Here is a 25899-nt window from a genome sequence, read left to right as displayed (position 1 = left end):
CTTGCCCGGGTCTTCGCCGCCGCGCTGCTCCTGGGCGCGGCGGCGTCCGGCGCGGTGCCCCAGGGCGCGGCCGGCACCGCGTACGCCGCTGCACACGCGGGGGGCGACGCCCCCGGGGCCACGTTCTGGGTCGACCCGGACAGCGCCGCCGCCCACCAGGTCACCGCATGGCGACGGCAGGGCAGGACCGCCGACGCCCGCCTCGTCGAACGCATCGCGGGACGGCCCCAGGCCGTGTGGTTGCACAGTCCCGGTCCCGGGCCCGTGGTCCGCGCGGCCACGGAGGCGGCGACCGCGCAGCGGCGCACCGCGGTGCTCGTCGCGTACTTCATCCCGCACCGCGACTGCGGTGACTATTCCGGAGGCGGGGCGGAGACCGCGGCGGAGTACCGGCGGTGGATCGACGAGTTCGCCGCGGGCATCGGGGAGCGCGCCGCGTACGTCATCGTCGAACCGGACGCCGTGGCGCAGAAGATCGCGGGCTGCGCGAAGGCCGACGCCCGCGAGCGGTACGGCCTTCTCGCCTACGCCGTCGACCGCATCAAGGCGCGCCCGCACACCAAGGTCTATCTCGACGCGGGCAACGCCGGCTGGATTCCCGCCGAGAGCCGTCTTGTGGCCCCGCTGCGGCAGGCCGGGATCGCGAGGGCGGACGGCTTCGCCATCAACGTGTCCAACTACCAGACGAACGCGGTGAGTTCGGAGTACGGGCACCGCCTGGCCAGAGCACTCGGCGGCGCCAAGCACTTCGTCGTCGACAGCAGCCGCAACGGCAACGGCCCCTACACGGGCGGTGGCGACGAGGCCTGGTGCAACCCGCCGGGCCGCGCCCTCGGCACCCCGCCCACCACCGCCACCGGCGACCCCGCGCTCGACGCCTACCTGTGGATCAAGCGGCCCGGCGAGTCCGACGGAACCTGCCGGGGCGGGCCGAGGGCGGGGCAGTGGTGGCCGCAGTACGCGCTGGGGCTTGCGAGCAGGGCGCGGGGCTGAGTTGCTGCGGGCCACGGCCGTGGTTGCTCCGGGACCGCAGCGGTGACTACTCCGGGACCACGGCCGTGGCGGTGATCTCCACCAGTTGGCCGGTGTAGCCGAGACATGTCGTACCAAGGAGTGTCGAGGTGTGCGGGCCCTTCGCGAGCAGGTCGGAGGCGCGGACGACCTCCCATGCCTCGCTCAGCGGGCCCGGCTCGTCGCTCACGACGTACACCGTGCTGGCCACCACCTGCGTCAGGTCGCTGCCGATCGCGCGCAGGGCCTCGTCGAGGTTGGCGATGACCTGCTCGGTCTGGCGGACCACGTCCCCCTCCCCGACGAGATTCCCCTCGGGGTCGAGCGGCACCGAGCCCGCCATGAAGGCGAGCTTGGTGCCCGCCTCGACGAGGGCGGCGTGGGCGTATCCGGGCGGCGGGAAGAGGGTGGGCACGACGGTGCGGTAAGTGGTGGTCATGGGGCCGATCCTGCGGCAGGCGGGCGGTGGTGCGCATCCGAATTCCGCCCGGGGCGGCGCCTCGGGCGCGTCAGCGCACTGCTACGGGCGTGTCAGCGCACTGCCGCCGGTGAAGTCCCGCCTCGTACCAGCAAGTTCGGCGCCCCCTTCCCGTCCGCCCGCGCCGTCCAGATGTCCTGCTTCCTGCCCTCGGCACCCGGCAGGGCGTACGCCACGGTGTCGTCGTCCAGCCATGCGGCCTGGTCGTCGACGTTGCGGGTTTCGGCGAGGGGGCGTTCGCGCATGGTGCGGAGGTCGAGGACGTAGAGGCGCCAGGGGTCCGAACTTCCCTTTCGTACGCGCTTCTTGAACGCCAGGCGCGTGTTGTCGGGGGAGAGCGAGGGGCACTCCACGTTCGTGCGCAGGGCGCGGGCAGCCCACTTCTTCATGTCGCCCTGGACCAGGTACGTCTTGCCCTTGGTCGAGACAGTCGCGTAGAAGCGGTTGTCGTCCTCGGCGAAGGTGACGCCCCAGTAGTTGACGTCGGGGGAGTGGTAGCGGCGGCCGTCGAGGGTGAGGGGGATCTCCTCCATGTTCTTGATCAAGTAGCCCGTGCGGATGTCCAGGATCGAGGTGCGGGTGGAGAAGGAGGAGCCCGCGTACGAGTCCCCCGTCGCGAACATCGTCCAGGACAGCATCCGGCCCGACGCCGAGACCCGGGCCCGGTTGGGGATGCCGGTCAGCGCGATGCGGCGCTTCTCGCGCAACTGCCGGTCGAGGACGAGTGCGTACGACTTGGGCGGGATTCCCGGGCGGCGCTGGAGGCAGAGCGCGGTGTCCGCGGCGGCGTAGAACCGCTCGCAGGAGGGGCCGCCCGTGGTGACGGGGCCTTGGCCGAGTGCGCTGCCGGTCCGGGCCACGCGGCCCGAGCCCGCCCTCGTGCCCGCTCCCGCCTCCGTGCTGCGGAAGTAGAGGTGACCGGGGTCGAGTGCGAACTCCGAGGTGGCGGCGGTCGGTTCGGCCCGTTCCGCCGCGCGCAGGGTGTAGGCGACGGCCACCGTCGCGAGGACGGCGGCGGCCGTGGCCACGGCGATGACGCGGGCGCGCAGGGAGAGCCTGGGGGGTGGGGTGTTCTGGTTCATGCCTGCCTTTCGTGGCGGGGGAGGAGCGCCGTCGCCCCCGCCAGTGCCGCCGTCAGTGCGAGCGCCGCGCAGGTCAGCGCGGGGCCGATGCCCCACAGCGTCCATGCCGCGCCGAACCCGGCGGCCGCGACAAGGCGGGCCAGCGCCTGGCCCGTCTGGAGGACCGCCATGCCGCTGGCCCGGCGCCCCTGGGGAAGCACCGGCGTGGCGAGCGCCATCAGAACGCCGTCGGTGGCCGCGTAGAAGATGCCGAGGAGCAGGAGTACGCCGATGAGCAGGGCCCAGCCGTCGGCGGGGGAGAGCAGCAGGACGTATCCGCCGAGCAGCGCCACATGCCCGGCCAGGAAGGGGACGCGGCGGCCCGACCGGTCGGCGATGCGCCCGGCGGGCACCGCGAGCAGCAGATAGACCGCGGCGGCGCCCAGCGGGAGCAGCGGGAACCAGCTCACCGCGAAGTCGAGCCGCCGCTGGAGGAGCAGATAGAGGAAGGCGTCGCCGATGGTGGCGGCACCGAGGAGGGAAGCGGCGCAGAGGATGCGCCGGAAGGCGGGGACGCGGAGAAGGTCAAGTGCCTTGAGGCGGGGGCCTGTTGATCCGGCGTCCATCGGTGCGGGCGAGGCAGGGCTTTCCCGCCGCCCCGGCACGAACGCGATCAGCATCAGGACTCCGAGCAGCCCGAAGCAGAAGCTGACCACGAACACGGCGTCGTACGCGTCCGCCGTCGCCCAGAGCAGCGCGAACGCGGCGAGCGGCCCGAGCAGCGCGCCCGTCGTGTCCATCGCGCGGTGCACGCCGAACGCCCTGCCGAGGGCGTCCGGCGGACTGCTGAGCGAGATGAGCGCGTCGCGAGGCGCGGTCCGCACGCCCTTGCCGATGCGGTCCGCGGCGAGCGCCGCGCCGATCCCGGCCGTGGCGCCGCCCGCGAGGAGCAGGCCGAGCCGGGAGAGCGCGGAGAGGGCGTAGCCGCCGCCCGCGACGAGCTTGTGCCGCCCGCCGCGGTCGGCGGCGTACCCGCCGAGGAGCCGTACGAACGCGGTCACGCCGTTGTAGAGGCCGTCCAGGAATCCGAACTGGAGTGGAGATAGGCCGAGTTGGAGAACGAAGTAGAGCGGAAGGACCGCCGTGACCATCTCGGAGGAGATGTCGGTGACCAGGCTGACCGCGCCGAGGGCGAGGACGGGCCCTGCGACGCGGCGGCGCTTGGCCTTGGCCTGGGACTTGCTCTTGGGCTCGGCCTCGGCTTCGGCCTTGGCTTTGGCCTTCGCGACCGCGTCCGTTGACGCCAGATACATCTCGGCGACTCAGCGGCAGTTGTAGGACGGGCTGCTGTCCTTCGTCGCGCCGTCCGTGCCGACGAGGTTCCAGGAGAAGCCGGTGTCGGTGAAGTTCAGCTTCACGACGCCGTACGTCTTGGTGATCCGCTTCTGGCTGTTGGGCTGGACTTCCTCGATCTTGTACGGGTTGGCGCCGCCCATGCCGCCGAGCAGCTCGACGATGCCGTTGGCGTCGGCCTTGCCGTCCGGGTTCTGGGGCGCGAACCGCTCGTAGTGGTGGTCGTGGCCGTTCATGACCAGCTCGGCCTTGTTGGCGTACAGGAGCTTCCAGACGGGCCTGCTGACCGGGTCGTTGCCGTGCTCGCCCGAGGAGAAGAGGGGGTGGTGCCAGTAAGCGGCCACGCACTTCTTGGAGTTGGCGGCGAGGTCGGCCTTGAGCCAGTCGATCTGCGCCTTGTCGTCGAAGCTGTTGGAGTCGAGGGCGATGAAGTGCCAGTTGTCCTGGTCGAAGCTGTAGTAGCTCTCGCCCTTGGGGTAGGCGACGCTGCCGAAGTAGGACTTGTAGCCCTCCAGCGCGCCATCCGGGTCGTACGTCTCGTGGTTGCCCGGCACCGGGCGCGTCTTGTCCTTGAACGCGCCCCAGCTGGTGTCGTAGTAGTCCTCGAAGTCCTGGAGCCGGGCGTCGTCGTACTGGTTGTCGCCCATGGTCATCACGAAGGACGGGTTGAGCTGTTTGACGAGCGCGGCGGTCTTGGGGTGGGCGCAGCTGCTGTCGTCCGAGGTGCACTGTTCGGCGATGTCTCCGGCGGCCACCGCGGTGAAGGCCGCTTTCGTGTCCTTGCCGCTCGGCGCCGCGTCGGCCTCGTCGGCCGGGGACCAGAGGAGGGTCCCGCCGACGAGCGCGAGCGAGGCGCCTGCCGCCAGGGGGATGGCCCAACGGGTTTTGTTCGTACGGGAGTTCATGGCGCGGGGGGTGGGCGGCATGTCCGTCTCCTAGATCGGCGTGGGGGGCCGTGAACGGTGCGGAGGCCATTCGCAGGCATCTTGTCGATGCGTCATGTGCGCGTCAATATCTTCGGACGAACTATTGTTAGGAAAGTTTCCTACCAGCGCTCACCTGTCGGCGGCTGGCCTAGGGTGGCGTGCGGGAATGACGCGCGGGTGACCGAGGGTGAGCGAGGTGGTGAACGTGATGGCGGGGGCTTCCGCGGCTACGGCCGCAGCCGCTGGTGTCGCTGCCGCCGAGCCTTCTGCCGGGCGGGTCGGCGAGCTCGTACGCTCCGAGCTCGCACGCTCCGAGGTCCTACGCTCCGAGCTCCTACGCTCCTGTGCTGCCGTCTTCCTGCCGGCCGAGGTGCCGAGGGAGGGGCGGGTCGCGTTCTGGGCGCCGGAGGGGAAGCTTCCGGGCGAGGGCGGGCCTCCGGGGGAGGGTGGGCTCCCTGGCGGGCGTGGGGTGTCCGGCGGGAGTGAGCTCCCTGGCGGGGGTGAGCTGCCCGGCGGGGGCAAGCTGCCCGGCGGGAGCCAGCTCCCTGGCGGGCGTGGGCTGGCAGGCGACGATGGGCCCACCGGTGGGCGCGAGCCGTCAGGCGGTGGCGGGCCCACCGGTGGGCACGGGCTGTCTGGCGATGGCGGGCCCACCGGCGCGCGCGGGGTGCCCGGCGCCGTCGAGGGGGAGATCGCCGTCGTGCGCCCCCACGGCAAGGGCGTCCGCACGCGTACCGTCCCCGCACTGATCCTGCCGGTGGCCGAAGCCGCCGCGCTCCTGCTGCGCCCCGGGCCCGCGCACCCCGCCGTGGCGTGCTGGGCCGCCGCGGCCCGGCACGCCCTGCACCTGGCCGCGCGGGGCAGGCTGCTGCCCGGCCTGACCGGCGGCGACCTGGACGCGTGGCGGGCCGGTCCGCTGGACGCCGCCGACGTCACGCAGCTGCGGGCGATCGCCGCCGCGCTGCCGGCCGAGGCGCACGCCGTACCGCTGCCCGGCAGCAAGCCCCTCCTGCTCCCCGAGCCGCTCGCCCTCGTCAGGGCCTTCGTCGACGCGGTGGTGGACACCCTGCCGCGTACGCCCGCGGCGGCGCACGCGGTCGGCGCGCCCTTCGCGGCCCGGGAGCCGCAGCGGCTGCCGGGTGCGCGGGAGTGGGCCGCGGAGGTGGCGGCCGGGATGGACGCGGGGGTGCGGGTGTCGCTGCGGCTCGACCTGCAGGCGCACGAGGTGTTCGACGGTGCGTCGGCCGATGTGCCCGATGTATCCGATGTGCCTGATGCCGAGTCCGGCGGCCGGGCGGGTGGCTCCCGCGAGAGCGTGGCGAGCCCGGCGGCGGCCGTCGTCCAGGTGCACAGCCTCGCCGACCCCACCCTCGTGGCGGACGCGTCCCAACTCTGGTCCGGCGCCGACCACTTCGGCCCGCGCGCCCGCGTCGACACGCTGCTCGCGGTACGCCGCGCGGCCCGCGTATGGCCGCCGCTGACCCGCCTCCTCGAACGCCCGCGCCCCGACGTACTGCCGCTGAGCGAGAGGGAGTTGTACGAACTCCTCGGCACGGCGGCGACCAGGCTCGGCGCGGCGGGCGTGGCCGTGCACTGGCCCAGGGAGCTGACCCGCGGGTTGACCGCGACGGCCGTCGTACGCCCCGCGCCCGGCACGGCGGCCGACAACTTCGACTTCTTCAAGACCGAGCAACTGCTGGAATTCCGCTGGCAGCTGGCGCTGGGCCCCGGCGACGGCGACGGCGACGGTGAAGGCGAAGGTGATGGGGCCGGTGGACCCCTCACCGAGGCGGAGATGGACATCCTGGCGGAGGCGCACCGCCCGGTCGTACGCCTCCGTGACCAATGGGTCCTGGTCGACCCCGAACTCGTACGCAAGGCGCGCAAGCGGGATCTGGGCCTCCTGGACCCGGTGGACGCGCTGTCCGTCGCGCTGACGGGGGCGGCGGAGGTGGAGGGAGAGCGGGTCGAGGCGGTGCCGGTCGGCGCCCTGGCCAGGATGCGGGAGCGCCTGACCGGCGACCTGCGCCCGGTCGACCAGCCCTCCGCTCTCGCGGCGACCCTCCGCGACTACCAGCTCCGGGGCCTGGCGTGGCTCGACCGCATGACATCGCTGGGCCTGGGCGGCTGCCTCGCCGACGACATGGGCCTCGGCAAGACGGTCACCCTGATCGCCCTCCATCTGCACCGGGCCCGCCCCGAGCCGACGCTGGTGGTCTGCCCGGCGTCGCTGCTCGGCAACTGGCAGCGGGAGATCGAGCGGTTCGCGCCGGGGGTGCCGGTGCGCCGCTTCCACGGCACGGGCCGAAGCCTCGACGGCGACGTGAAGGGCGGCTTCGTCCTGACGACGTACGGAACGATGCGTACGAGTGCGTCCGAACTGGCGGGCCAGGCCTGGGGGTTGGTCGTGGCGGACGAAGCGCAGCACGTCAAGAACCCGCACGCGGCGACGGCGAAGGCGCTGCGCACGATCCCCTCTCAGGCGAGGGTGGCGCTCACCGGCACCCCGGTCGAGAACAACCTCTCCGAACTCTGGGCCTTGCTGGACTGGACGACGCCGGGCCTGCTCGGCCCGCTCAAGTCGTTCCGCGCACGCCACGCCCGCCTGGTGGAGGGCGGTGAGTTCGCGGAGAACGACGAGGCGATGGAGCGCCTCGCCCGCCTGGTCCGCCCCTTCCTCCTGCGCCGCAAGAAGTCCGACCCGGGCATCGCCCCGGAACTCCCCCCGAAGACGGAGACGGACCACCCGGTCACGCTCACCCGAGAACAGGCGTCGCTCTACGAGGCGGTCGTACGCGAGACGCTCGCCCGCATCGAGGCGTCGGAGGGCATCGCGCGCAGGGGCCTGGTCATGAAGCTGCTGATGGCGCTGAAGCAGATCTGCAACCACCCGGCGCAGTACTTGAAGGACGGCGAGATCACGACGCGCGCGGGCCGCTCGCGCTCGGGGAAACTGGAACTCCTCGACGAACTCCTGGACACGATCCTGGCGGAGGACGGCGCGGTCCTGATCTTCACGCAGTACGTGGAGATGGCGCGCCTCCTCGAGTCGCACCTGTCGCGGCGCGGCATCGGCACCCAACTCCTGCACGGGGGTACGCCGGTTCCGCGAAGGGAGGAGATGGTGGACCGCTTCCAGTCGGGCGAGGCCCCGGTGTTCCTCCTGTCCCTGAAGGCGGCGGGCACGGGTCTGAACCTCACCCGGGCGGGCCACGTCATCCACTACGACCGCTGGTGGAACCCGGCGGTGGAGGAACAGGCCACGGACCGCGCCTACCGCATCGGCCAGACCCAGCCGGTCCAGGTCCACCGCCTCATCGCGGAGGGCACGGTGGAGGACCGCATCGCCGAACTCCTGGCGGCGAAGCAGGCGTTGGCGGACGCGGTGCTCGGCGGCGGCGAGGCGGCACTGACGGAACTCTCGGACGCGGATCTGGCGGATCTGGTGTCGTTGCGGAGGGTGTCGTGAGGGGCGGCGGAGTGAGTGGTGATGACCGAGCCGACCGGGCCGGCGGAACCTCTGCGCGCCGTCGTGCCGACCGAACCGGCATGACATCGGCCAGCCGCGCCACAGGAGCAGGCAGAGTATTCCCGCCCCTGCCTCAACACTCCAACCCCCAGACCCCGTTCGCGACCTCCTGGTGGGGCAACGCCTGGATCGGCGCGCTGGAGGGGACATCGCTCGACGCGGGTCGCCTCGCGCGCGGGCGGGCCTACGCCCGTGAGGGCCACGTCGACACGATCACGGTCGCGCCGGGCCGCATCGTGGCGTACGTACACGGCAGTCGCCCCCGCCCCTACCGCGCGGAAATCCGCATGCGCACGCTCACACCGGAGGACTGGGACGGTTTCCTGGACGCGGTGGCCACGGAACCCGCCCACATCGCGGCGCTCCTGGACAAGGACATGCCGCACGCGCTGGTGGACGCGGCGGAACGAGCCGGGGTCCAACTCCTCCCCGGTCCAGGCGACTTGGTGCCGTCCTGCACCTGCCCGGACCACGGCCGCCCCTGCAAGCACGCGGCAGCGCTGACCTACCAGACGGCCAGGCTACTGGACGCGGACCCCTTCGTGCTCCTCCTCCTGCGAGGCGGAGACGAACAGGCGCTGCTCGACGAACTGGCCCAGCGCAACGCGCACCAGGCGGCCCGCGAACAGTCCGCCACGGCACAGGGCGAGACCACCGAAGCGCTCCCCGGCACGCTGGCCCGAGACGTCCTGGCCACGGAGTACCGCCCACCGCTGCCACCCCCACTCGCGCCCCCGCCGCACCCGGGCGAACCCCCGCTCCTGCCCTCCCTCCCGGGCGCCCCCAACCCCACATCCCTGGAGTTCCTGGCCACGGACACGGCGAACAGGGCCCACGCGTACTTGACCACCGGCGCGGACCCCTTCTCCACGGCCGACCCCTGGCACGACGCGGTCCGCCTGGCGGCCTCGCACCCCGGCCTCACGGGCCGCCGCAGCTTCAGCCGCCAATTCGCCGAACTGGCAAGGTCGGTGGACCGCACCCCCACGGACCTCGCCCGCGCGGCAGCGGCCTGGCGCCAGGGAGGCGAGGAGGGCCTGGCGGTCCTCGAATCCCCCTGGGACCCCCCGGCGGGCCCTTTCGACCGAGCGAGAGGCGCCCTGATCACGGCAGACCTCCCCCGCATGACGATCCACCACAACCACCTCACGAACGCCTCGGGCTCCCTGCAACTGCGATACGGGAGGGACGGCCGCTGGTACCCGTACCGGAGCGAGGCGGGGCGGGACGAGTGGTGGCCGGAGGGGGAGGCTGATGTGGATCCGGTGGGGGCGGTGGCGGGGATGATCGGGGCCTGACGGCCAGGTGGCCCGCCCGTCACCGCCCGGACGCGGAGCGGCCCAGGCAGAGCCCCGGCGTCAGGCGAACGGGTCGTACGGCTTCGGCCAGGCGAGTGCCTTGGCGAAGGCGTTCCTGACCGTGTCGAGGCACTCCTGTGCGGAGGGGAGGTGGCCCGTCTGGTGGGCGAGTTGGGGCTCCCACTCCATGTCCGGAAGCGCGCTGAACATGTGCGGCGCGGGAGCCGTGCCCGTCGCCATGCGCACGAGTTCCGCCGCGTCGGCGCTGATGGAGCCCGACCGTGCCAGCGCCGCCAGGTCGAAGAGGTCGCGTGGTGCGTGGCGGTCGCAGTACGCGGACACCTTCATGGCGACGAACGCCGCCAGCGTCGGAACGCGCAGTGTGGCGGGGCCCGGGACGTCGCGGTAGCGCAGTTCGACACCGCGCCGCTCGGTGGGCCAGCGCCTCCATTCGGAGTGGCCGGTGTTCGTGTCGAGTAGCTGGACGCGCAGACGCAGACCGTCGCTGGTCACCAGTTGGGCGGGATCCACCCCGCGGACGCCGGTGAGCGCGGGCTCCCACCGCGAACGAGGGAACTCACGCCGGAGCAAGCGAGGGATGCGGGAGTCGAGGGCTTCGGCGACCGCCGGGCGGTCGTCCGTGAAGAGGTCGATGTCCTCGGACAGCCGGCCGCCGGACGCCGCCGTCGTGAGGTGCGTACGCGAGAGTGCCGTACCTCCGAAGAACACCACCGGCAGATCCAGCGAAGCCAGCGCCCACAGCACATGGCTGATCAGGTGGTCGCGCCGCACCTGCTGCTCGGCGGCGCCGTACTCCGCGCCGATGCGCGCGAGATCACTCCGGTCCAGCATCCGAATCCCCCTCGATCAGGCGCCGCGCCCGCTTCAGCGCGGCCGTCTTGCGCTGCCCGGCCGCCAGCTCGGTCAGCAGATCGGTGTCGGCGCGCAGCCAGAGCGCGCGGAGTGCTTCGGTGATCGCGTCGGGCGGCAGGCCGCCAAGGGTAGGGCGGGCGGCGAGGTCCAGCAGGGTCTGCTCAGGCGTGGTCACCCACCCGGGAGCCACCTCGGTCTCGATCCGCTCCAGGTCGAGGACGGTCATGTCCCTGCGGACGAAGACGACCTGCCCGACATTCGTCTCCAGCGGCGGGCGCTGCTTGGGCACGGCGATGAACGTGATGGCGATCTCGCGCGGAACGGCCCCGAACTGGCGGGCGGCCCCGACGCCCATCAGAGCCGCACCGTCCTGGCCGTAGTCGGCCTGCCCGATGCCGAGACCCACCGCGTGGAGGTCGGGGCGCCAGGTGTCGTCGCCGAGATGACGGCCGGGTACGAGGAGGTAGTAGCCGGTGGCCAGCCGCCGCGCTGCCCCGTTCTTGACGAGGCGCGCCATCTCGGGGCGGGGGTGGGCGTAGACGTCGGCGGCATCCCGAGGGCGCAGGACGAGGTTCGCCCTGCGGGCCAGCTCGGGCGGAAGGCCGACCGCCGTCCTCTTCGTCATCAGTACCACCTACGTAGGGTTAAAGCCTACGCTCATCGTAATGGGTGGGGGTGGTGCCCGCGAGGTGAGCCAGCAGATCGTCCCCCGCCGGATAGGGGCGCTCCTCGGGGAGGAGGCTCCCGGCGGCCGCGAGGTCGTTCTCGCGTACGAGGGTGTGGATCGCCCTGGCCCGCTCGGTGACGTCCGTGATCGAGAGCGTCCACTCGTCGGCGTAGCGACGCGCGGCGTCTCCCGTCAGGCCCAGCTGGAGGGAGCGGTGCGGGAGGGGGCTCAGGTGCAGGTCGCGCTCCGGGTCCCACTGGACCCGGGTCGGGGCTTGCTTCAACTCCCGCTTCCAGGCGGCCTGGTCGGCGTGCACGCCGCGGGCGTAGTGGGAGAGGCAGGCGTTGCGGAGGGCCCACTCGAAGCCCTCGCGGGTGATCTCCACCGCGAGGACGGTCTCCTGGCCTTCCTTCGTGGCCCAGCCGCAGCGGTACATCATCCACAGGAAGGACGGCTTGATCCACGTCATGCGATCCCGCTTCCATGCGTCGGGGAAGCGGCCGGTGCGGGCCGCCGGCTCGCCGAGCCCGGGGGCGTACGCCTGGTAGACGGTGACGGTCGACTCCGTGTGCAGGGCGCGGATCTGGCGGGTGGGCGGTGCTGTGGTGAGGGTGGCGTCGGTCTCCGTGTCGGTGTCGGCGTCTGCGTCTGCGTGGTTCATGCGCGTCAGCCTGCGGGGCGGGTGCTTTCGCTCGCCAGTGAATTGTCGATGCGGGGCGAGCTCTTCGGCCCGCCGGAGCGGGGGCTACGAGCACCAGACGGGCGCGGAGGCGGGCGTCGACCTTTCCTGGCACGAGCCCATGAACGAACTGCTGCGGCGTGCGGTCGCCGACGGCCGCCGCGATCACAGCGTCTCCGCCCTGGTGGAGGTGCTCAGGAAGCAGCCGGGGCGGGTCGTGTAGCCCGCAGGTCAGGACTGCCGGTCGGGCCTCTCGTCACGTCGACCGGTCGTGGCGTCCGCGAAAACGTCACATCACGGAAATACTCAGGCCCCTTCCTCCCCAGCAACACCGTTTACGGTTGATGACAGCCCAGGCCGAAGTCGTCCGGCGGCACGTACCCGTACCCGACGACGACAGGAACACGGTGAGCCCGGTGACCCCGCGCGCAGCTTCCGCTTCTCTTCCGCCTTGGCTCGGCCATGCCCTGCGTACGCAGCGCGGGCCCGTGCCGTGGCACTCCGTGGTGCGGGGTGCGCTGGCCGCGGGGCCGTTGCTGTTCGCGGGCGTGGTCGCCGGGCGGGTGTCCGTGGGGGTCGTGGCCGCGCTCGGGGCCATGCTGGCCGGGATCAACGACCGGCCGGGGAGCCAGCGCGTCGCCGTGCGGCGGATCGGGGTGCCCGCGCTCGCCGGGGCGGGGGGACTGGCCTTCGGGGCGTACGTCGGTGCGTCGGCCGGAGGCTCGCCCGTCCTGCCTCTCCTGTTCGCCTTGCTCGGACTGTTCGCCGGTGCCTTCAGCGCCGTCGGGCCCGTCGCCTCCTCCAGCGGCACGCAACTGCTCGTCGCCGCCGCCATCGGGGCCGGGATGCCGCTGCCCGAGCCCGGGTGGCAGCGGGCGCTGTTCTTCCTCGCCGGGGCCGGGTGGCTGATCCTGCTGCGGCTCGTGTTGCCCTCGCCCTCACCCTCGCCCTCGTCCGGCAAGGGGTGGACCGGTGCCGGCCCCAGGGGCGGCAGGCCCGCCATGCCGTCCTACCGCCTCGATCGCCTCGACGGCGAACGCGCCGCCGTCAGCGCCGTCTACGAAGCCGTCGCCGCGCTCCTCGACTCCGCCGGTACCTCCCGGTCCACCTCCCGCCGGGCCGCCCTCACCGCCGCCCTCGACCAGGCACAGGACGCCCTCTCCGGGCCACGCCTGCGGCGGCACGCCGGCTCGGCGGCCGAGCGGCGGCTGCACGCGCAGTACCTCGCCGCACTGCCGCTCGGCGAGGCGGCGACCGCGCTCGCCTGGGCCGGTGAGCCGCTGCCGGAGCGGGTGGGAGAGGGGCCGCGCCGCCTCGCCGCCGCCGTCCGCGACGGCGTTCCCTGCGGGCCGCTGCCCGCGCCCGCCCGCTCCGGCGCCGGGCTCCGCGCCCTCGACGACGCGCTGCTGCACGCCGCCGAGGCCTTCGACAGCGGCACCGCGAAGCCTCCGCACGGCCCCCGGCGCGGCCCCGTCGACGTACTGCGCACGGCGGCAGGGCCCGGCGGTCGCGAGTACGGCGTGCGCGTCGCGCTCTGCTTCGGTGCGAGTGCCGCCGTCGCGCAGGCCTTGCACCACCCGCACTGGTACTGGCTGCCCGCCACCGCCGTCTTCCTGGTCAAGCCCGATCTCGGGCCGCTGGCCTCGCGCGTCCTGTGCCGCGCCCTCGGCACCGTCCTGGGCGCCGTCCTCTTCGCGGGGCTCGCCGCCCTGCTGCCACGGCCCGCCGGGCTCATCGCCGTCGTCGCCGTGTGCGGTGCGCTGATCCCCGTCGCCACCCGGCACTTCGCCGCCCAGACGGCCGTCGTCACCGTCCTCGTGCTCGCCCTCGTCATGGTGGGCGGGGAGCCGCAGGCTTCCTGGGGGCGGATCGGCGAGACGCTGCTCGCCTGCGGGATCGTCCTGCTCGTCGGGCATCTGCCGTGGCCGGTGCAGCGCGGCGGCCGCGTACAGGACCGGCTTTCGGCCGCCCGTGAGTCCGCGCAGGCGTATCTGCGCCACGTCCTGAGCGGCGCGGGCGACGGCGGGCCCGCCGGAGCCGACCACCGCGCCGCCCGCTGGGCCCTGCGGCGCGAGGCCTACCGGACGCTGGCCGAGGCCCGCGCCGCGATCGACCTGGCGGCCGCCGAACTCCCCACCCTGGCGCGGCACTCCGCGGGCTCGGAGGAGGTGGCGGCCACCCTCGAACGCCTCGTCGACACCACGACCGCCTGCGCCGTGCACGTCGACGACACGGGGCGCCTGCCGCGGCGGCACGCGGAGCGCCTCGACGCGCTGCTTGCGGAGCTCACCGCGGTGGCGTGACCATCCCGTCCATGCGTCAGAAGCCCACGCGCCAGAAGTCCACGCGCCAGAAGTCCACGCGTCAGAAGTCCACGCGCAGCCGGTCGTCGAGGCGCGCCACCGAATCCTGCGCGTACTCCTTCACGTAGTCCTCGCGGATCTCCTCGATCAGGGCGTCGCGCTTGTGCGCCTGCGACGTCGGATACAGCAGGATCAGCTCGTACGAACGCTCACGCTCGATCTTGCCGTTCGAGTCCCGCCACTGGCCGCGGCCGTCCTGCACCGTGAGCCCGTCGGGGAACGACGGCGTCACCTCGTCGTCGATGAACTTCATGAACTGCTTGTCGGTCACATCGGGCCCCCCGTCGGGACGTTCGGTCCCGAAGAGGAGCCGGGTCTCGGTGTACGCCTCGCCGCGGGACACCTGTGACGTGGTGGTCGTGCCGTGCGCGCGCGTGTCGGTGTCGAGCGAGGCGTACGCGGCCGGGGCGCCGACGGCGAGGACCGCGGTGGCGGCCGCGGTCACGGCGAGACGGGTGCGGGAGACGCGGGAGAGGGTGAGGGGCATGGCGGCTGATCCCTTTCTGCTTCTACGGGGGGTGATCAGTTTCCACTGCTGCTTCCACGAGCGTGTGGATCTCTGCGTACGTTGATCCATAACGGGCGCAGACGGTAGCGGACACGCCACGGCCCCCGCCCTCCCGCGCGCCGCCGCACGGCTGGATATCTCTCCCTGCCCGTCTCCCTGCCCGTAAGTCGCCGTCTTCCCTTCCGACACTCAACTCCCTTACGTTTCGCAGGACTTGACCGGAGTGACGGAGGGGACGGCTGACATGAGGGCACGTACTGGGGCAGGCCTTGCCATGGCCGTCGCGGCGGCGGGCGCACTGGCGTTCGGGGGTACGGGCTCCGCGAGCGGCACCGCCCTCGCCGCCGACGATCCGGCGCCGCAGTCGCCGTACGCGTCCACCACCGGCGTCGGCGTCCACAACGCCTACGAGAAGTCGAAGTACCCGTACTTCGCCGACGCGCTCGACTCCGGTGCCGGGATGCTCGAACTCGACGTGTGGACCAATGTGTTCGGGAGCGGATGGCGGGTCTCGCACAGCAATCCGGTCGGGAACGACAACAACTGCGAGAACGCCGCGAGTCCGGCCGAATTGCGCACCAAGCCGCGCAACCAGAGCCTCACCGGCTGCCTCGCCGACATGAAGGCCTGGCACGACGCCCACCCCGGCCACCGGCCCATCCTGGTCAAGGTCGAGCTGAAGGACGGGTTCCAGGGGAGGAACGGGCGCGGCCCCGCCGATCTCGACGCCCTCCTCAAGAGCAAGCTCGGCGACGCCGTCTACCGCCCCGGCCAGCTCACCGGGGACCACGCCACCCTCGACGAGGCCGTACGCAGCGACGGCTGGCCGCAGCGGAGCGCCCTCGCGGGGAAGTTCGTCGTCGAGCTCATCCCCGGCACCGTCGAGCAGGGCAACCCCGCCGACACCCTGTGGACCGACCGCGAGTACGCCACGCACCTGCGCGACCTCGCCGCGGCCGGACGGCTCGGTGAGGCCGCGGCCTTCCCCGCCGTGCTCGGCGCCGAGGCGGGCGACCCGCGCGGGCGGTACACGGACGCGGCGATCCGGCCCTGGTTCGTGCTGTTCGACGGCGACGCGTCCACGTACACGGGCGGCACCATCGACACCAAGTGGTACGCCGACCGGCGCTATCTCGTCGTCATGTCCGACGCCCACAACGTCGCACCGGCCATCGACTCCGTGAACCCCACCGAGGCCCAGGCGCGGGACCGCGTCGCCCTGCTCGCGCGCGGCAACGCCAGCATCGTGTCCTCGGACTGGTATCCGCTGCCGGGCGTCCTGTCGACGGTGCTCCCGCGCGGCTGAGGCGCCGCCGGGAAAGGCCGGGGGTGCTGCTGCGAAGAGCCGGGGCTAGCGCTCGATCCGTATCCACACCGGCGCGTGGTCCGAGCCCGTCGCGTTCCTCCGCTCCTGTGGATCCCCGTCCCCGACCGAGGGCAGCGCGGTCGCCGTCGAGCCCGGCACACCCGTGCCCGCCGCCGTGACCTGGTTCAGGAGGCTGTGGCTCACCAGTGCGTGGTCGATCAGCTCGCGGCGCCCCGCGTGGATGCGGGAGTAGCGCTGCTCGGCGGGGATCAGCGGGGCCACGTTCCACAGCCGCTTTGCGTCGCCCTTGTCCGGCTTGTCGAAGCCGGGGGTGCCGATCTCGGAGCCGGGCGGGCCGAGCAGGATCTGCGTCGTCGCCGCCGACACCTCGTCGTTCAGGTCGCCGAGCACCACGACGTCGTGCTCGCGGCCGTCGCCCTTCAGGAGCCGGTCGGCCAGCGAGCGCACCAGTGTCGCCTCGGCCGAGCGCCGGTACAGCGCGTACGCCCCGAAGCGGGCCCGCTCGCCCTCGTCCCGCGGCTGGAACCGGCCGCCGCCGTACGAGAGCAGCTTCGACTTCAGATGGCAGACGGCCGCGTCGAAGAAGAACGCGCGCGTCGTCACCGTCACCGCGAGGACCCCGCGCCCCGCCCGCGCCACCGGCTTGCCCACGTCGCCGACCTGCACCGGGCGCACCGGCGCAGGGAAGCAGTCCTCGTCGGCGACGACGAACACCGGAAGCGAGGTGAGGAAGCCGACGCGGATGCCGCGCTCGTCCGCGTGCTCCGAAAGAGTGGTGTGCCAGGTGCCATCCAGCATCCCGGCCAGATCCGCGAGGGCCTCCGGATCGCCGACCTCCTGCACGGCGAGCACGCTCGGCCGCAGCGCCGTGATCGTCGCCGCGAGCGAGGCCAGCTTCGCCTCGTACGCGGCCTTGTCCTTGGGCCCGAACTTGCCGCCGGGCCGGTAGAGGTTCTCCAGGTTCCAAGTGCCGAGGAGCATGGCGGGCTCCAACTGTGCTCGCGTGGTGGGTGGGTTGACGTCAGCGTGCTCGCGAAACCGGCGGCGGGACAGGGCACGGGATGCGCACTCCCCGTACCTTGGACGGATGACGCCGCCTCCCGCGCACGGCCCCGCCGACCTCGTCATCACGGGCTGCACGGCCCTCGTCCACGACGAAGGGGGTCAGATCGGATTCCTCGACGACGCGGCCGTCGTCGTACGCGACGGTCGCATCGACGCCGTGACCACCACCCCTGCCGTGGCCGGCCTGCGGGCCGCCGAGCGCATCGACGCGCGTGGCCAGGCGGCCCTGCCCGGCCTGATCAACTGCCATACGCACACGCCGATGGTCGCCCTGCGCGGCCTCGCCGAGGATCTCCCGGCGCACGAGTGGTTCAACGACTGGATCTGGCCCATCGAGTCCAATCTGACCGAGCGCGTCGTCGGGCTCGGCGCGCGGCTCGCCTGTGCCGAGATGATCCGGGGCGGGGTGACGACCTTCGCCGACCACTACTTCGCGATGGACACCGTCGCCGACGTCGTCGAGGAGAGCGGTCTGCGCGCCAACCTCGGCGCGGCCTTCTTCTCCTCGCAGGGGCCCGAAGGCCGCGCCGCGTCCCTGGAGTTCGCGCTCAGGCGGCGCGGCGCCGCCGACGGCCGCATCACCACGTCGCTCGCCCCGCACGCCCCGTACACCGTCGACGACGCGGACCTCGCCGCGACCGCCGAGCTCGCCCGCGAGCACGGACTCATGGTCCACCTGCACGCCTCCGAGAACCGCGCCCAGACCGACAACAGCCTGGAGCGCCACGGCCGCACCCCCATCGAGATCCTGCACCGCACAGGTCTGCTCGACGTCGACGTCCTCATCGCGCACGGCACCGGCATCCTCGACCGTGACCTGCCCGTCCTCCAGCAGGGCACGGGCCGCATCGCCGTGGCGTCCGCGCCGCGCGGCTACCTCAAGTTCGGCTGGGACACCACGCCCGTGCGCGCCCTGCGCGGGATCGGCATCCCCGTCGGCCTCGCCACGGACGGCGCCGCCTCGAACAACACCCTGGACGTGTGGGAGTCCATGGCGCTCACCGCACTCGTGCAGAAGTCCACGCAGCGCGACCCGGCCTGGCTGACCGCCCGCCAGGCCCTGGACCACGCCACGCTGCAGAGTGCGCGGGCCGTCGGCCTGGGGGAGCAGATCGGCAGCCTCGCGCCGGGGCGCCGCGCCGACATCGTCCTGGTCGATCTCGACGGGCCGCACACCCAGCCCGTGCACGACCTCGCGGCCACCCTCGTGCACAGCGCGCGCTCGGCGGACGTCACCACGACGATCGTCGACGGGCGGATCCTGATGCGCGACCGAAGGCTGCTGACCCTCGATGTGCCGGGCATCGTCGCGGAGTTGGGCGCCGAACTGCCCGCCCTGATCGACCGCAGCCACGGCAAGCGGATCCAGGACTACGAGGGCTGAGGGGGGCGGGGGCTGCGGGCGGGACCGGGGGAGCGGCTGCCTAGGGTGGAGCCATGTCACACGCCCCGCAGCCGGTCCCCTCACCTGCCCCGCAGCCGGATTCCCCGCACGCCTCGCAGCCGGATCCGCTGCACGCCTCGCAGCCGGACCCCGCCGAGGGCCTCATCGACGACCCGTACGCCACCTACGCGCGGCTGCGCGACACCGCGCCCGTGCACCGGGTCGCGGGGCCCGACGGCAGCCCGGCGTGGCTGGTCACGCGGTACGACGACGTACGCGCGGCGCTCGCCGACCCGCGGCTCTCGCTCGACAAGAGCCATGCGCTGCCGGGCGCCTACCGGGGTTTCGCGCTGCCACCCGCCCTGGACGCGAACCTCCTGAACATGGATCCGCCGGACCACACCCGCATCCGGCGCCTGGTCGTCAAGGCCTTCACGGCGCGCCGGGTGGAGAGTCTGCGCGCGCCGATCCGGCGCACCGCCGACGAACTCCTCGACGCCATCGAGCCGTTGGGCCAGGCCGACCTCGTCGCCTCGTACGCCGCCCCGCTCCCGATCGCCGTCATCTGCGACCTGCTCGGCGTGCCCGCCGGACACCGCCCGGACTTCCGGGCCTGGACCGACGCCCTGGTCGCGCCCGACCCCGCGCGGCCGCAGAGCGCGAAGGAGGCCGTCGTCGCGATGCTCGGCTTCTTCACGCAACTCCTCGCGGAGAAGCGGAAGGAGCCCGCCGACGATCTGCTCTCCGACCTGATCGCGGTACGGGACGAGGGCGAGGCGCGGCAGGGGGAGGAGGGCCGGTTGAGCGAGGACGAGCTGATGTCGCTCGCCTTCCTGATCCTCTTCGCCGGATACGAGAACACCGTCCAGCTCATCGGCAACGCCACGCTCGCGCTCCTGCGCCACCCCGAACAGCTCGCGGCCCTGCGCGCGGACCCGTCACAACTCCCGGCAGCAGTGGAGGAGTTCAACCGTTACGACGGTCCCGCCCTGCTCGCCATCCGCCGCTTCCCCCTCGAAGACGTCACCATCGGCGGCGTCACCGTCCCGGCCGGCGAGACCGTGCTGCTCTCCCCGTCGGCCGCCAACCGCGACCCGCGCCGCTACCCCGACGCCGACCGCCTGGACATCACCCGCGACACCACGGGCCAACTCGCCCTGGGCCACGGCATCCACCACTGCGTCGGAGCACCCCTGGCCCGCCTGGAGACGGCCACCGCGCTCGCCGCCCTCATCGAACGCTTCCCGCGCATCGCACTCGGCGTACCGCATCGGGAACTGCGGTGGCGGCCCTCGATGCGGGCGCGCGGACTGCTCGCGCTTCCGGTGACGTTCTAGATTCTTTCCGGATTTCTCGAAGTTTCTTCGCCGCGACCGATGAGTTCCGGTGATGCCGCAGGTCACCCCTCCCAGAAGCACGGATCCGATAGGCGGATCCGGCGGAGGGACTGAGGGACCATGGGACTTCCCGGCATCGTCACGCGCGAGGAGTGGCTCGCCGCGCGCAAGGAACTGCTCGCCAAGGAGAAGGCGGAGACCCGGGCGCGTGACGCGCTCAACGCCGAGCGGCGTCGGCTTCCGATGGTCGAGATCGGCAAGGAGTATCTGTTCGACGGTTCCGACGGCAAGGCGACGCTGTTCGACCTCTTCGACGGAGACGCCCAACTGATCGTCTACCACTTCATGTTCGCCCCGGAGTGGGACGCGGGCTGCAGCAGCTGCTCGGCGTTCCTCGACCAGATCGGGCACCTCGCCCATCTGCGGGCCCGCAGCACGAACTTCATCGCGGTCTCCCGCGCGCCGTTCACCAAGATCCTGCCCTTCAAGGCGCGGATGGGCTGGACGGTGCCGTGGTACTCCTCGAACGGCAGCGACTTCAACGAGGACTTCGACGCCACCGTCGGCGAGGGCGAGGGATCCTACGAACAGCCGGGGATCAGCTGCTTCCTGCGCGACGGCGACCGCGTCTTCCATACGTACTCGACGTACGCCCGCGGTCTCGACTGGGTGGCGTCGTACTCCAGCCTCTTCGATCTCACCGCCCTCGGCCGCCAGGAGGAGTGGGAGGAGCCGAAGGGCCGGTCGGCGGGGATCGGGGCACCGGCGGGCAGCAGCCGGGTGAGGTATCACGACGAGTACGAGATGTGAGGAACCGGCACAACCAGGTGTCAGGTCGGTCACGTTGCGAGTCCTTTCCACCCCTCGGCGCGTTCTACTCCATAAGAGTCCGTCAGGACTGCCAACGGGGGAGCAGAAGGACGATGATGAACAACCGAGTGGTACTGGAACGCTTTCCGGCCGGTGGGCCGCGAGGATCGTGGCCCGCGGAGGAGTTCGCACGCGCCCGCCGCATGGAGGGACAGGAGGCGGAGGTCGTCATGGACCTCGCCTCCGATGCCTTCCTGGTGATCGTGCGCGAGACCCGGGTGACCGACATGGCGGAGGTGGCCGCCGCCGCGTAGTGAGCGCGCCGCGCGGGCCCGAACCGAGCGCGCCCCTCAGCGCTCGGCGTGCCCGTTCGGTGAGGGGATCTTCGCCGTGAACTGGTCGGCCTGCAGGGCGTAAAGCTCCGCGTAGACACCACCGGTCCGCAGGAGCTCGTCCGGTGTGCCCGACTCCACCAGGCGCCCTCCGTCCAGGACATGGACCAGATCCGCGTGGCGCACCGACGCCAGGCGGTGGGTGATGAGGATGACGGTCTGGCCCGTCCCCGCGAGGGCCCTGATCTTCTCGAAGACCTCCAGCTCGGCACGGGCGTCGAGCGCTGCCGTCGGTTCGTCCACGATGAGGATGCTGCCGCGCCGGTACGCGGCGCGCGCGATGCCCAGACGCTGCCACTGGCCGCCCGACAGCTCGTGCCCGCCGGTGAACGCACGGGCCAGCAAGGTGTCGAGCCCGCGCGGCAGATCGGCCACGACGTCCCCGGCACCGGCCTCCCCGACCGATGCGCCGATCCGGTCGTCCGTGAGCGGCACCGACGACCGGCCGATCGCGATGTTCACGCGCGCAGTGAACGGCCAGCGCTTGAAGTCCTGCGCCACCATCGCGATGCGCTCGACCAGTTGGTGCCGGTCCGCGGTCGCCGCGTCGACGCCGTCCCACAGGATCCGGCCGTCCTTCGGCGCGTACAGACCGGCGAGCAGCTTCACCAAGGTGGTCTTGCCGGAGCCGTTCTCGCCCACCAGGGCGACGATCTTCCCGGTGGGCAGCGTCAGGGAGACGTCGCTGAGCGCGTCCCTGCCCGAGGCCCCCGGATAGCGGAAGGTGACGTTCTCGAACCGTATCTCCCGTGGATCCGGAGGCAGTTCGGCGCCACCGGCCGGTATCGCGCGCTGCGCCGCCTCCACGAAGAGCCGCTCCAGGTCGCCGACGAACAGGGCGTCCTCGTGCAGGGAGTTGACCTCAAGGACGAGCGTGTCGAGGTTCGACGCGCCGGTGCGGATCGCGATGACGGCGGTGCCCGCGACGGACAGCGCCATCGCCCCGGCGAGCAGCAGACCGCCGAGCGTCGCGTACGTCGCCGCGGTGGCGGCGCCCGTCCACGCCGCCGCGATCAGGCCCGTCCGGGCGGCGAGCCGCGCCAGGCGTGCCTGCTCCTCCTCCGCGGCCTCCGACATGGACCGGAAGTGCCGCAGCAGGAAAGGCCCCACACCGTGCACCCGGATCTCCGGTGCCGCCCGGGCCTCCGTGAGGAGGCTGCCGATGAGGCGTCCCGCGCGGGCGTGCTGCACCCAGGCGTGGAAGGAGACATAGCGGCGCCTGGCGATGGTCAGGGCGCTCCACGCGCTCGGCAGGGTCATCGTCACCAGGAGCGGAAGCAGCACCGGGTGCAGGACGGTCAGTACGCTCGCCGCCGCGATCAGCGAGATCATCGCGTTCACCACGCGCGTGGAGATGCCGATCATGCGGCGGGCGGAGGCCGCTCCGTACTGCGCCGTGTCGAGCAGCTTGTGGAACGCGTCGTCCTCGATCGCCGACAGCTCGACCGAAGCGGCCTTCTCCAAGTACTGCTCGGTGGCGACGCGTTCGACCTTCGGTTCGAGGCGGCCCGTCGCGTACGTCGACGCGGCGCGCAGCAGCGCGGCGACGAACAGGACGGAGGCCACGGTCACCAGGGCGGGCATCGCGCCGCGCAACCGGTCGGCCACCGGGGCGTCGGTCATCAGGCGCCCCAGCACGCTGTTGACCGCGAGGAGGCTCACCGCCTGGGCGAGCCCGCGGCCCACCTCGGCGCCGATGACGATGCGTGCGGCGCGCCGGTCGGCCTGCCAGGCGAGCCGGAAGCTGGCGGCGAGGAGCGCGGGAAGCCGCTTCAGCATGGACCGGAACCCCAGCTGGAGAAAGGCCTCCTCGTGCTGGGCCCAGCCGGTGTCGTAGCGCAGGGGGCCGCCGAAGAGCAGCGACTCCGACTCCGAAGTCCCGCTCCGGTCATGGGTGTTGCTCTGTTTGTCGTTCGTCTGCTTCTCCTTCTCCGTTTGCGTACGTCCTGTGTGGGCTTGCAACCCCGGGCAACTGTTGCCGGTCGGCCCAGGCCGCAGTGCCATACCCCATGCAGGCAACTCCGCACCCGCGCAGGCAAAGGAGTTCTTCCGTGACCGGCACTCTCCGGACACCTCAAGTCCCGCACGAGCACGGCCTGGACGGTCCCGCACTGCTCGACGCGTACCGCACGATGCGTACGATCCGTGACTTCGAGGAGCGCCTCCACGAGGAGTTCGCGACCGGCGACATCCCCGGCTTCGTCCACTTGTACGCAGGTGAGGAGGCGTCCGCCGCCGGGGTCTGTGCCCACCTCGACGACGACCGCGACGTCATCGCCTCCACGCACCGGGGCCATGGCCACTGCATCGCCAAGCACGTCGACGTGAAGTCGATGATGGCCGAGATCTACGGGCGCACGACCGGGGCGTGTCACGGCAAGGGCGGCAGCAACCAGGGCACCACCCTCGAATCCCTGAACCTCGCATCCGTCTGGCAGCTGCCCGCTGTCTTCGTCGCGGAGAACAACGTCTACGCGGAGGCCACTTCGGCGAAGTGGCCCGTCAAGTCAGTCGTCGATGGGAAGCCGTGAGGATGCCGTTCATCGAGCGGGTCACCATGCCCAAATGGGGCCTGTCCATGAAGACCGGAAAGATCACCGAGTGGATCGCGCGGGAGGGCGACGAGGTCGAGGAGGGCGACGAGCTGGCCGAGATCGACACCGACAAGATCGCGGGCACGCTCGAGGCGCCACGGGGCGGCGTGCTGCGGAGGATCGTCGCGCGGGCGGGCGGCGATGCGCCCGTCGGCTGTGTCATCGCGGTCATCGCCGGGCCGGGGGTCACGGAGGACGAGATCGAGCGCGTGGCCGCCGAGGCGCGGGAGCAGCTGGCGCGCGGGGTGCCCGCGGAGGACGAGGGCAGCCCGGTGAGCGGCGTCGCGGAGGTGGGCGGCAGGGCACTGTCGTACGCGACGTCGGGCGGTGGCGCGGAGGAGGTCGTCCTGGTGCACGGGTACGGCGGCGACAAGAACTCCTGGCTCTTCGTGCAGGAGCCCCTCGCCGCGCGCCACACGGTGTACGCGCTCGACCTGCCCGGTCACGGGGAGTCCAGCAAGGAGGTGGGGGACGGCAGCCTGGCCTCGCTGGCGACGGTCGTCACGGGCTTCCTCGACGCGCTCGGCATCGAGCGGGCGCATCTGGTGGGCCATTCGCTGGGCGGCGCGGTGGTCACCGCGGTGGCGGCGGGGGTACCCGACCGGGTCCGCTCCCTGACGCTGATCGCGCCCGCCGGGTACGGCCCCGACGTGGACGCCGCCTATCTGCGGGGCTTCGCGGAGGCCGGGACGCGGCGCGAACTCCGGCCCCACCTGAGCAAGCTGTTCGCCGACGCGGGGCTCGTGACGCGGCAGCTGGTGGACGACCTCCTGAAGTACAAGCGCCTGGACGGAGTCGACACGGCGCTCCGCAGCCTCCTGCCGACGCTGGTGGCCCCGGGCGGCGGGGCGGCCCTCGACGTGAGTTCCCTGCTGCCGAGGGGCGTGCGGACGGTCGCGGTGTGGGGCGGGGCGGATCAGGTGATCCCGGCGTCCAACGCGGCGGCCCTGGAGGGGAGGGCCGCCGTCCGGGTGATCGAGGGGGTGGGGCACATGGCCCAGATGGAGGCACCGGGGGAGGTCGTGGCCGCGGTGGAGGCGGCGGTATCGGGCTGAATGAATGCAGCCCGTCCGGCGTTCGAGGACGAACTCGGCAGAGCCGGTGATGAGGGCGAGCGGACGCTAGGCCCGCACCGCCCGGGACCACGCAGGCGTGGTCCCCGTGGCCCTGCACCACGCCAGATACAGCGGAATCGGCGGCGTATAGGGAACCTCGCTGCCGGAAGGACTGTGGATCAGCGAGGGCGCGCGCCGGGCGCCCGGCACCACGGCCCCCGCGGCGTAGTACGCGGGGGAGGGCCATTCCAGCGCGACATCGGAGTCCGCCGGCACGATCCACCACCACCGCGCGGCATCCACGTCCTCGTACACACACCCCACACGAGGCAGCCGCGCCATCAGCCGGGGCCCGAACCGCGAGGGCACCGAGACCGCGTCGCACCCCAGGGGCTGCGACATCCCCTCCGGGACGGCGAGCCGTGCCGACGGCGGCGGGGAGGCGGCGAAGGCCCGCCTCCGTTCGAGGCGGACCAGCGTGTCCAGATCCAACAGCCGCCGCACCGTCACCGCGCTCACACGCCCCCTGTCCACGTCGTCCTCACGCCCGCACCCTCAGTCACGTCACGCCCGCAGTTCCGCCCATACGGTGAGGCCGGCCCCGGGACCCTCGTCCCGCACGCCCCACGCGTTGCTGACCGCCTCGACGAGGAGCAGTCCCCTCCCGTGCTCCTCATCCGCGTCGGGCCCCTCCTGGGCGGGCCGCGGGACACCTGATCCGTATCCGTCGTCACGCACAGCTATGCGCAGCGTGCCGGGTCTGGTGCACAGCTCGCAGACGATCCGGTGGCTCGCGGTGTGCACGATCGCGTTCGTGACCAGCTCGGACACCACGAGGGCCGCGGCGTCGCGGGCGTCCTCGTCGATGTCCCAGCCCAGGAGCTGGGCCTTCGCCAGTCGTCTGGCCTGCGATGCGGAACCCGGCCGTGGCACCAGCGCGAAGCTGACGCAGAGCTCGGAGCCGCTCTCGACCCACGCGTCGGCGGTCATGCCAACAGGGGCTTCGGCGGCAGCTGTGTGTAACGGCGCGGGCGGAGTCACGCCATCCACTATCGCCCCGCCGGGAACACCTTGGCAAGACCCACTCTGAAAAGTGCACAGTGGCGTGTTCCTTCTAGACGGCACATGGCACACTGCTCGCAACGGCTCCAGGTGCGGAGTGAATTGGCATTACATGGAGTACGTGGAG

At 72.4% G+C, this 25899-nt stretch carries 23 protein-coding genes; 11 read left to right on the top strand and 12 right to left on the bottom strand.

Annotated elements, in window-relative coordinates; genetic code table 11:
- Positions 1-54 precede the first annotated feature (54 nt).
- On the top strand, positions 55-993 hold the full coding sequence (locus tag ABZ833_RS12990) for a glycoside hydrolase family 6 protein (RefSeq protein ID WP_361046285.1): 939 nt from the start codon (positions 55-57) through the stop codon (positions 991-993).
- Positions 994-1039: 46 nt separating this feature from the next.
- Here ABZ833_RS12990 and ABZ833_RS12985 read toward each other — a convergent pair whose 3' ends face one another.
- The 4 genes from ABZ833_RS12985 to ABZ833_RS12970 form a co-directional block, all read right to left on the bottom strand.
- Positions 1040-1450, bottom strand: coding sequence for a RidA family protein (locus ABZ833_RS12985; RefSeq protein WP_361045159.1), 411 nt, complete (start codon positions 1448-1450; stop codon positions 1040-1042).
- A 92-nt stretch (positions 1451-1542) separates the two neighbouring features.
- The gene (locus ABZ833_RS12980; protein ID WP_361045156.1) at positions 1543-2571 is read right to left on the bottom strand and encodes a hypothetical protein; all 1029 of its coding nucleotides are present in this window, start codon (positions 2569-2571) and stop codon (positions 1543-1545) included.
- Positions 2568-3863, bottom strand: coding sequence for an MFS transporter (locus ABZ833_RS12975; RefSeq protein ID WP_361045153.1), 1296 nt, complete (start codon positions 3861-3863; stop codon positions 2568-2570). The genes ABZ833_RS12980 and ABZ833_RS12975 overlap by 4 nt, the downstream gene beginning before the upstream one ends.
- 9 nt (positions 3864-3872) lie before the next feature.
- Complete coding sequence (locus tag ABZ833_RS12970; RefSeq protein ID WP_361045150.1) at positions 3873-4829, bottom strand: metallophosphoesterase; 957 nt, start codon at positions 4827-4829, stop codon at positions 3873-3875.
- Between the two features lie 667 nt (positions 4830-5496).
- Between ABZ833_RS12970 and ABZ833_RS12965 the strand changes: the two genes are divergently transcribed.
- On the top strand, positions 5497-8298 hold the full coding sequence (locus ABZ833_RS12965) for a DEAD/DEAH box helicase (protein ID WP_361045147.1): 2802 nt from the start codon (positions 5497-5499) through the stop codon (positions 8296-8298).
- 80 nt (positions 8299-8378) lie between these two features.
- Entirely contained in the window at positions 8379-9656 is a 1278-nt protein-coding gene (locus tag ABZ833_RS12960; protein ID WP_361045144.1) for an SWIM zinc finger family protein, read from the top strand.
- A gap of 60 nt (positions 9657-9716) precedes the next feature.
- On the opposite strand, the gene ABZ833_RS12955 is transcribed toward ABZ833_RS12960, so the two are convergent.
- Genes ABZ833_RS12955 through ABZ833_RS12945 form a run of 3 tightly spaced genes read right to left on the bottom strand, consistent with a single transcriptional unit; the run spans position 9717 to position 11857 of the window.
- On the bottom strand, positions 9717-10508 hold the full coding sequence (locus ABZ833_RS12955) for a nucleotidyl transferase AbiEii/AbiGii toxin family protein (RefSeq protein WP_361045141.1): 792 nt from the start codon (positions 10506-10508) through the stop codon (positions 9717-9719).
- Complete coding sequence (locus ABZ833_RS12950; RefSeq protein ID WP_361045138.1) at positions 10492-11154, bottom strand: type IV toxin-antitoxin system AbiEi family antitoxin; 663 nt, start codon at positions 11152-11154, stop codon at positions 10492-10494. Before ABZ833_RS12950 ends, ABZ833_RS12955 begins: the two co-directional genes overlap by 17 nt.
- Positions 11155-11173: 19 nt before the next feature.
- Positions 11174-11857, bottom strand: a complete 684-nt coding sequence (locus ABZ833_RS12945; RefSeq protein WP_361045135.1) for a DUF4291 domain-containing protein — start codon at positions 11855-11857, stop codon at positions 11174-11176.
- Between the two features lie 362 nt (positions 11858-12219).
- Between ABZ833_RS12945 and ABZ833_RS12940 the strand changes: the two genes are divergently transcribed.
- Positions 12220-14178, top strand: coding sequence for an FUSC family protein (locus ABZ833_RS12940; protein ID WP_361046283.1), 1959 nt, complete (start codon positions 12220-12222; stop codon positions 14176-14178).
- Between the two features lie 61 nt (positions 14179-14239).
- Here ABZ833_RS12940 and ABZ833_RS12935 read toward each other — a convergent pair whose 3' ends face one another.
- Complete coding sequence (locus ABZ833_RS12935) at positions 14240-14725, bottom strand: DUF3574 domain-containing protein (protein ID WP_361045132.1); 486 nt, start codon at positions 14723-14725, stop codon at positions 14240-14242.
- A gap of 265 nt (positions 14726-14990) precedes the next feature.
- Here ABZ833_RS12935 and ABZ833_RS12930 point away from each other — a divergent pair, with 265 nt between their 5' ends.
- Positions 14991-16052, top strand: coding sequence for a phosphatidylinositol-specific phospholipase C domain-containing protein (locus ABZ833_RS12930; protein WP_361045129.1), 1062 nt, complete (start codon positions 14991-14993; stop codon positions 16050-16052).
- A 45-nt stretch (positions 16053-16097) separates the two neighbouring features.
- Here ABZ833_RS12930 and ABZ833_RS12925 read toward each other — a convergent pair whose 3' ends face one another.
- Positions 16098-17054 (bottom strand): endonuclease/exonuclease/phosphatase family protein, encoded by a 957-nt coding sequence (locus ABZ833_RS12925; RefSeq protein WP_361045126.1) that lies wholly within the window; start codon positions 17052-17054, stop codon positions 16098-16100.
- A 106-nt stretch (positions 17055-17160) separates the two neighbouring features.
- Between ABZ833_RS12925 and ABZ833_RS12920 the strand changes: the two genes are divergently transcribed.
- The 4 genes from ABZ833_RS12920 (at position 17161) to ABZ833_RS12905 (ending at position 20983) form a co-directional block, all read left to right on the top strand.
- A complete protein-coding gene (locus ABZ833_RS12920) occupies positions 17161-18522 on the top strand; it encodes an amidohydrolase (RefSeq protein WP_361045123.1) in 1362 nt (453 codons plus the stop codon).
- Between the two features lie 53 nt (positions 18523-18575).
- Positions 18576-19859, top strand: a complete 1284-nt coding sequence (locus ABZ833_RS12915; RefSeq protein ID WP_361045120.1) for a cytochrome P450 — start codon at positions 18576-18578, stop codon at positions 19857-19859.
- 120 nt (positions 19860-19979) lie between these two features.
- A complete protein-coding gene (locus ABZ833_RS12910) occupies positions 19980-20669 on the top strand; it encodes a DUF899 domain-containing protein (protein WP_361045117.1) in 690 nt (229 codons plus the stop codon).
- A gap of 116 nt (positions 20670-20785) precedes the next feature.
- Positions 20786-20983 (top strand): hypothetical protein, encoded by a 198-nt coding sequence (locus ABZ833_RS12905; RefSeq protein WP_361046281.1) that lies wholly within the window; start codon positions 20786-20788, stop codon positions 20981-20983.
- Positions 20984-21019: 36 nt separating this feature from the next.
- Here ABZ833_RS12905 and ABZ833_RS12900 read toward each other — a convergent pair whose 3' ends face one another.
- Positions 21020-22921, bottom strand: coding sequence for an ABC transporter ATP-binding protein (locus ABZ833_RS12900; protein ID WP_361046278.1), 1902 nt, complete (start codon positions 22919-22921; stop codon positions 21020-21022).
- A 191-nt stretch (positions 22922-23112) separates the two neighbouring features.
- On the opposite strand from ABZ833_RS12900, the gene ABZ833_RS12895 reads away from it, so the two are divergent.
- Complete coding sequence (locus ABZ833_RS12895) at positions 23113-23592, top strand: thiamine pyrophosphate-dependent enzyme (RefSeq protein ID WP_361045114.1); 480 nt, start codon at positions 23113-23115, stop codon at positions 23590-23592.
- Between the two features lie 2 nt (positions 23593-23594).
- Entirely contained in the window at positions 23595-24710 is a 1116-nt protein-coding gene (locus tag ABZ833_RS12890; RefSeq protein ID WP_361045111.1) for an acetoin dehydrogenase dihydrolipoyllysine-residue acetyltransferase subunit, read from the top strand.
- 66 nt (positions 24711-24776) lie between these two features.
- Here ABZ833_RS12890 and ABZ833_RS12885 read toward each other — a convergent pair whose 3' ends face one another.
- On the bottom strand, positions 24777-25244 hold the full coding sequence (locus ABZ833_RS12885) for a hypothetical protein (protein ID WP_361045108.1): 468 nt from the start codon (positions 25242-25244) through the stop codon (positions 24777-24779).
- Positions 25245-25274: 30 nt separating this feature from the next.
- The gene (locus ABZ833_RS12880) at positions 25275-25700 is read right to left on the bottom strand and encodes an ATP-binding protein (protein WP_361045105.1); all 426 of its coding nucleotides are present in this window, start codon (positions 25698-25700) and stop codon (positions 25275-25277) included.
- Between the last annotated feature and the right edge of the window lie 199 nt (positions 25701-25899).

It is taken from the genome of Streptomyces sp. NPDC047525 (assembly GCF_040643025.1).
Lineage (GTDB): Bacteria > Actinomycetota > Actinomycetes > Streptomycetales > Streptomycetaceae > Streptomyces > Streptomyces durmitorensis.
Note: the sequence above shows the minus strand (reverse complement) of the source record. Positions and strands in the feature narration are given on the sequence as shown.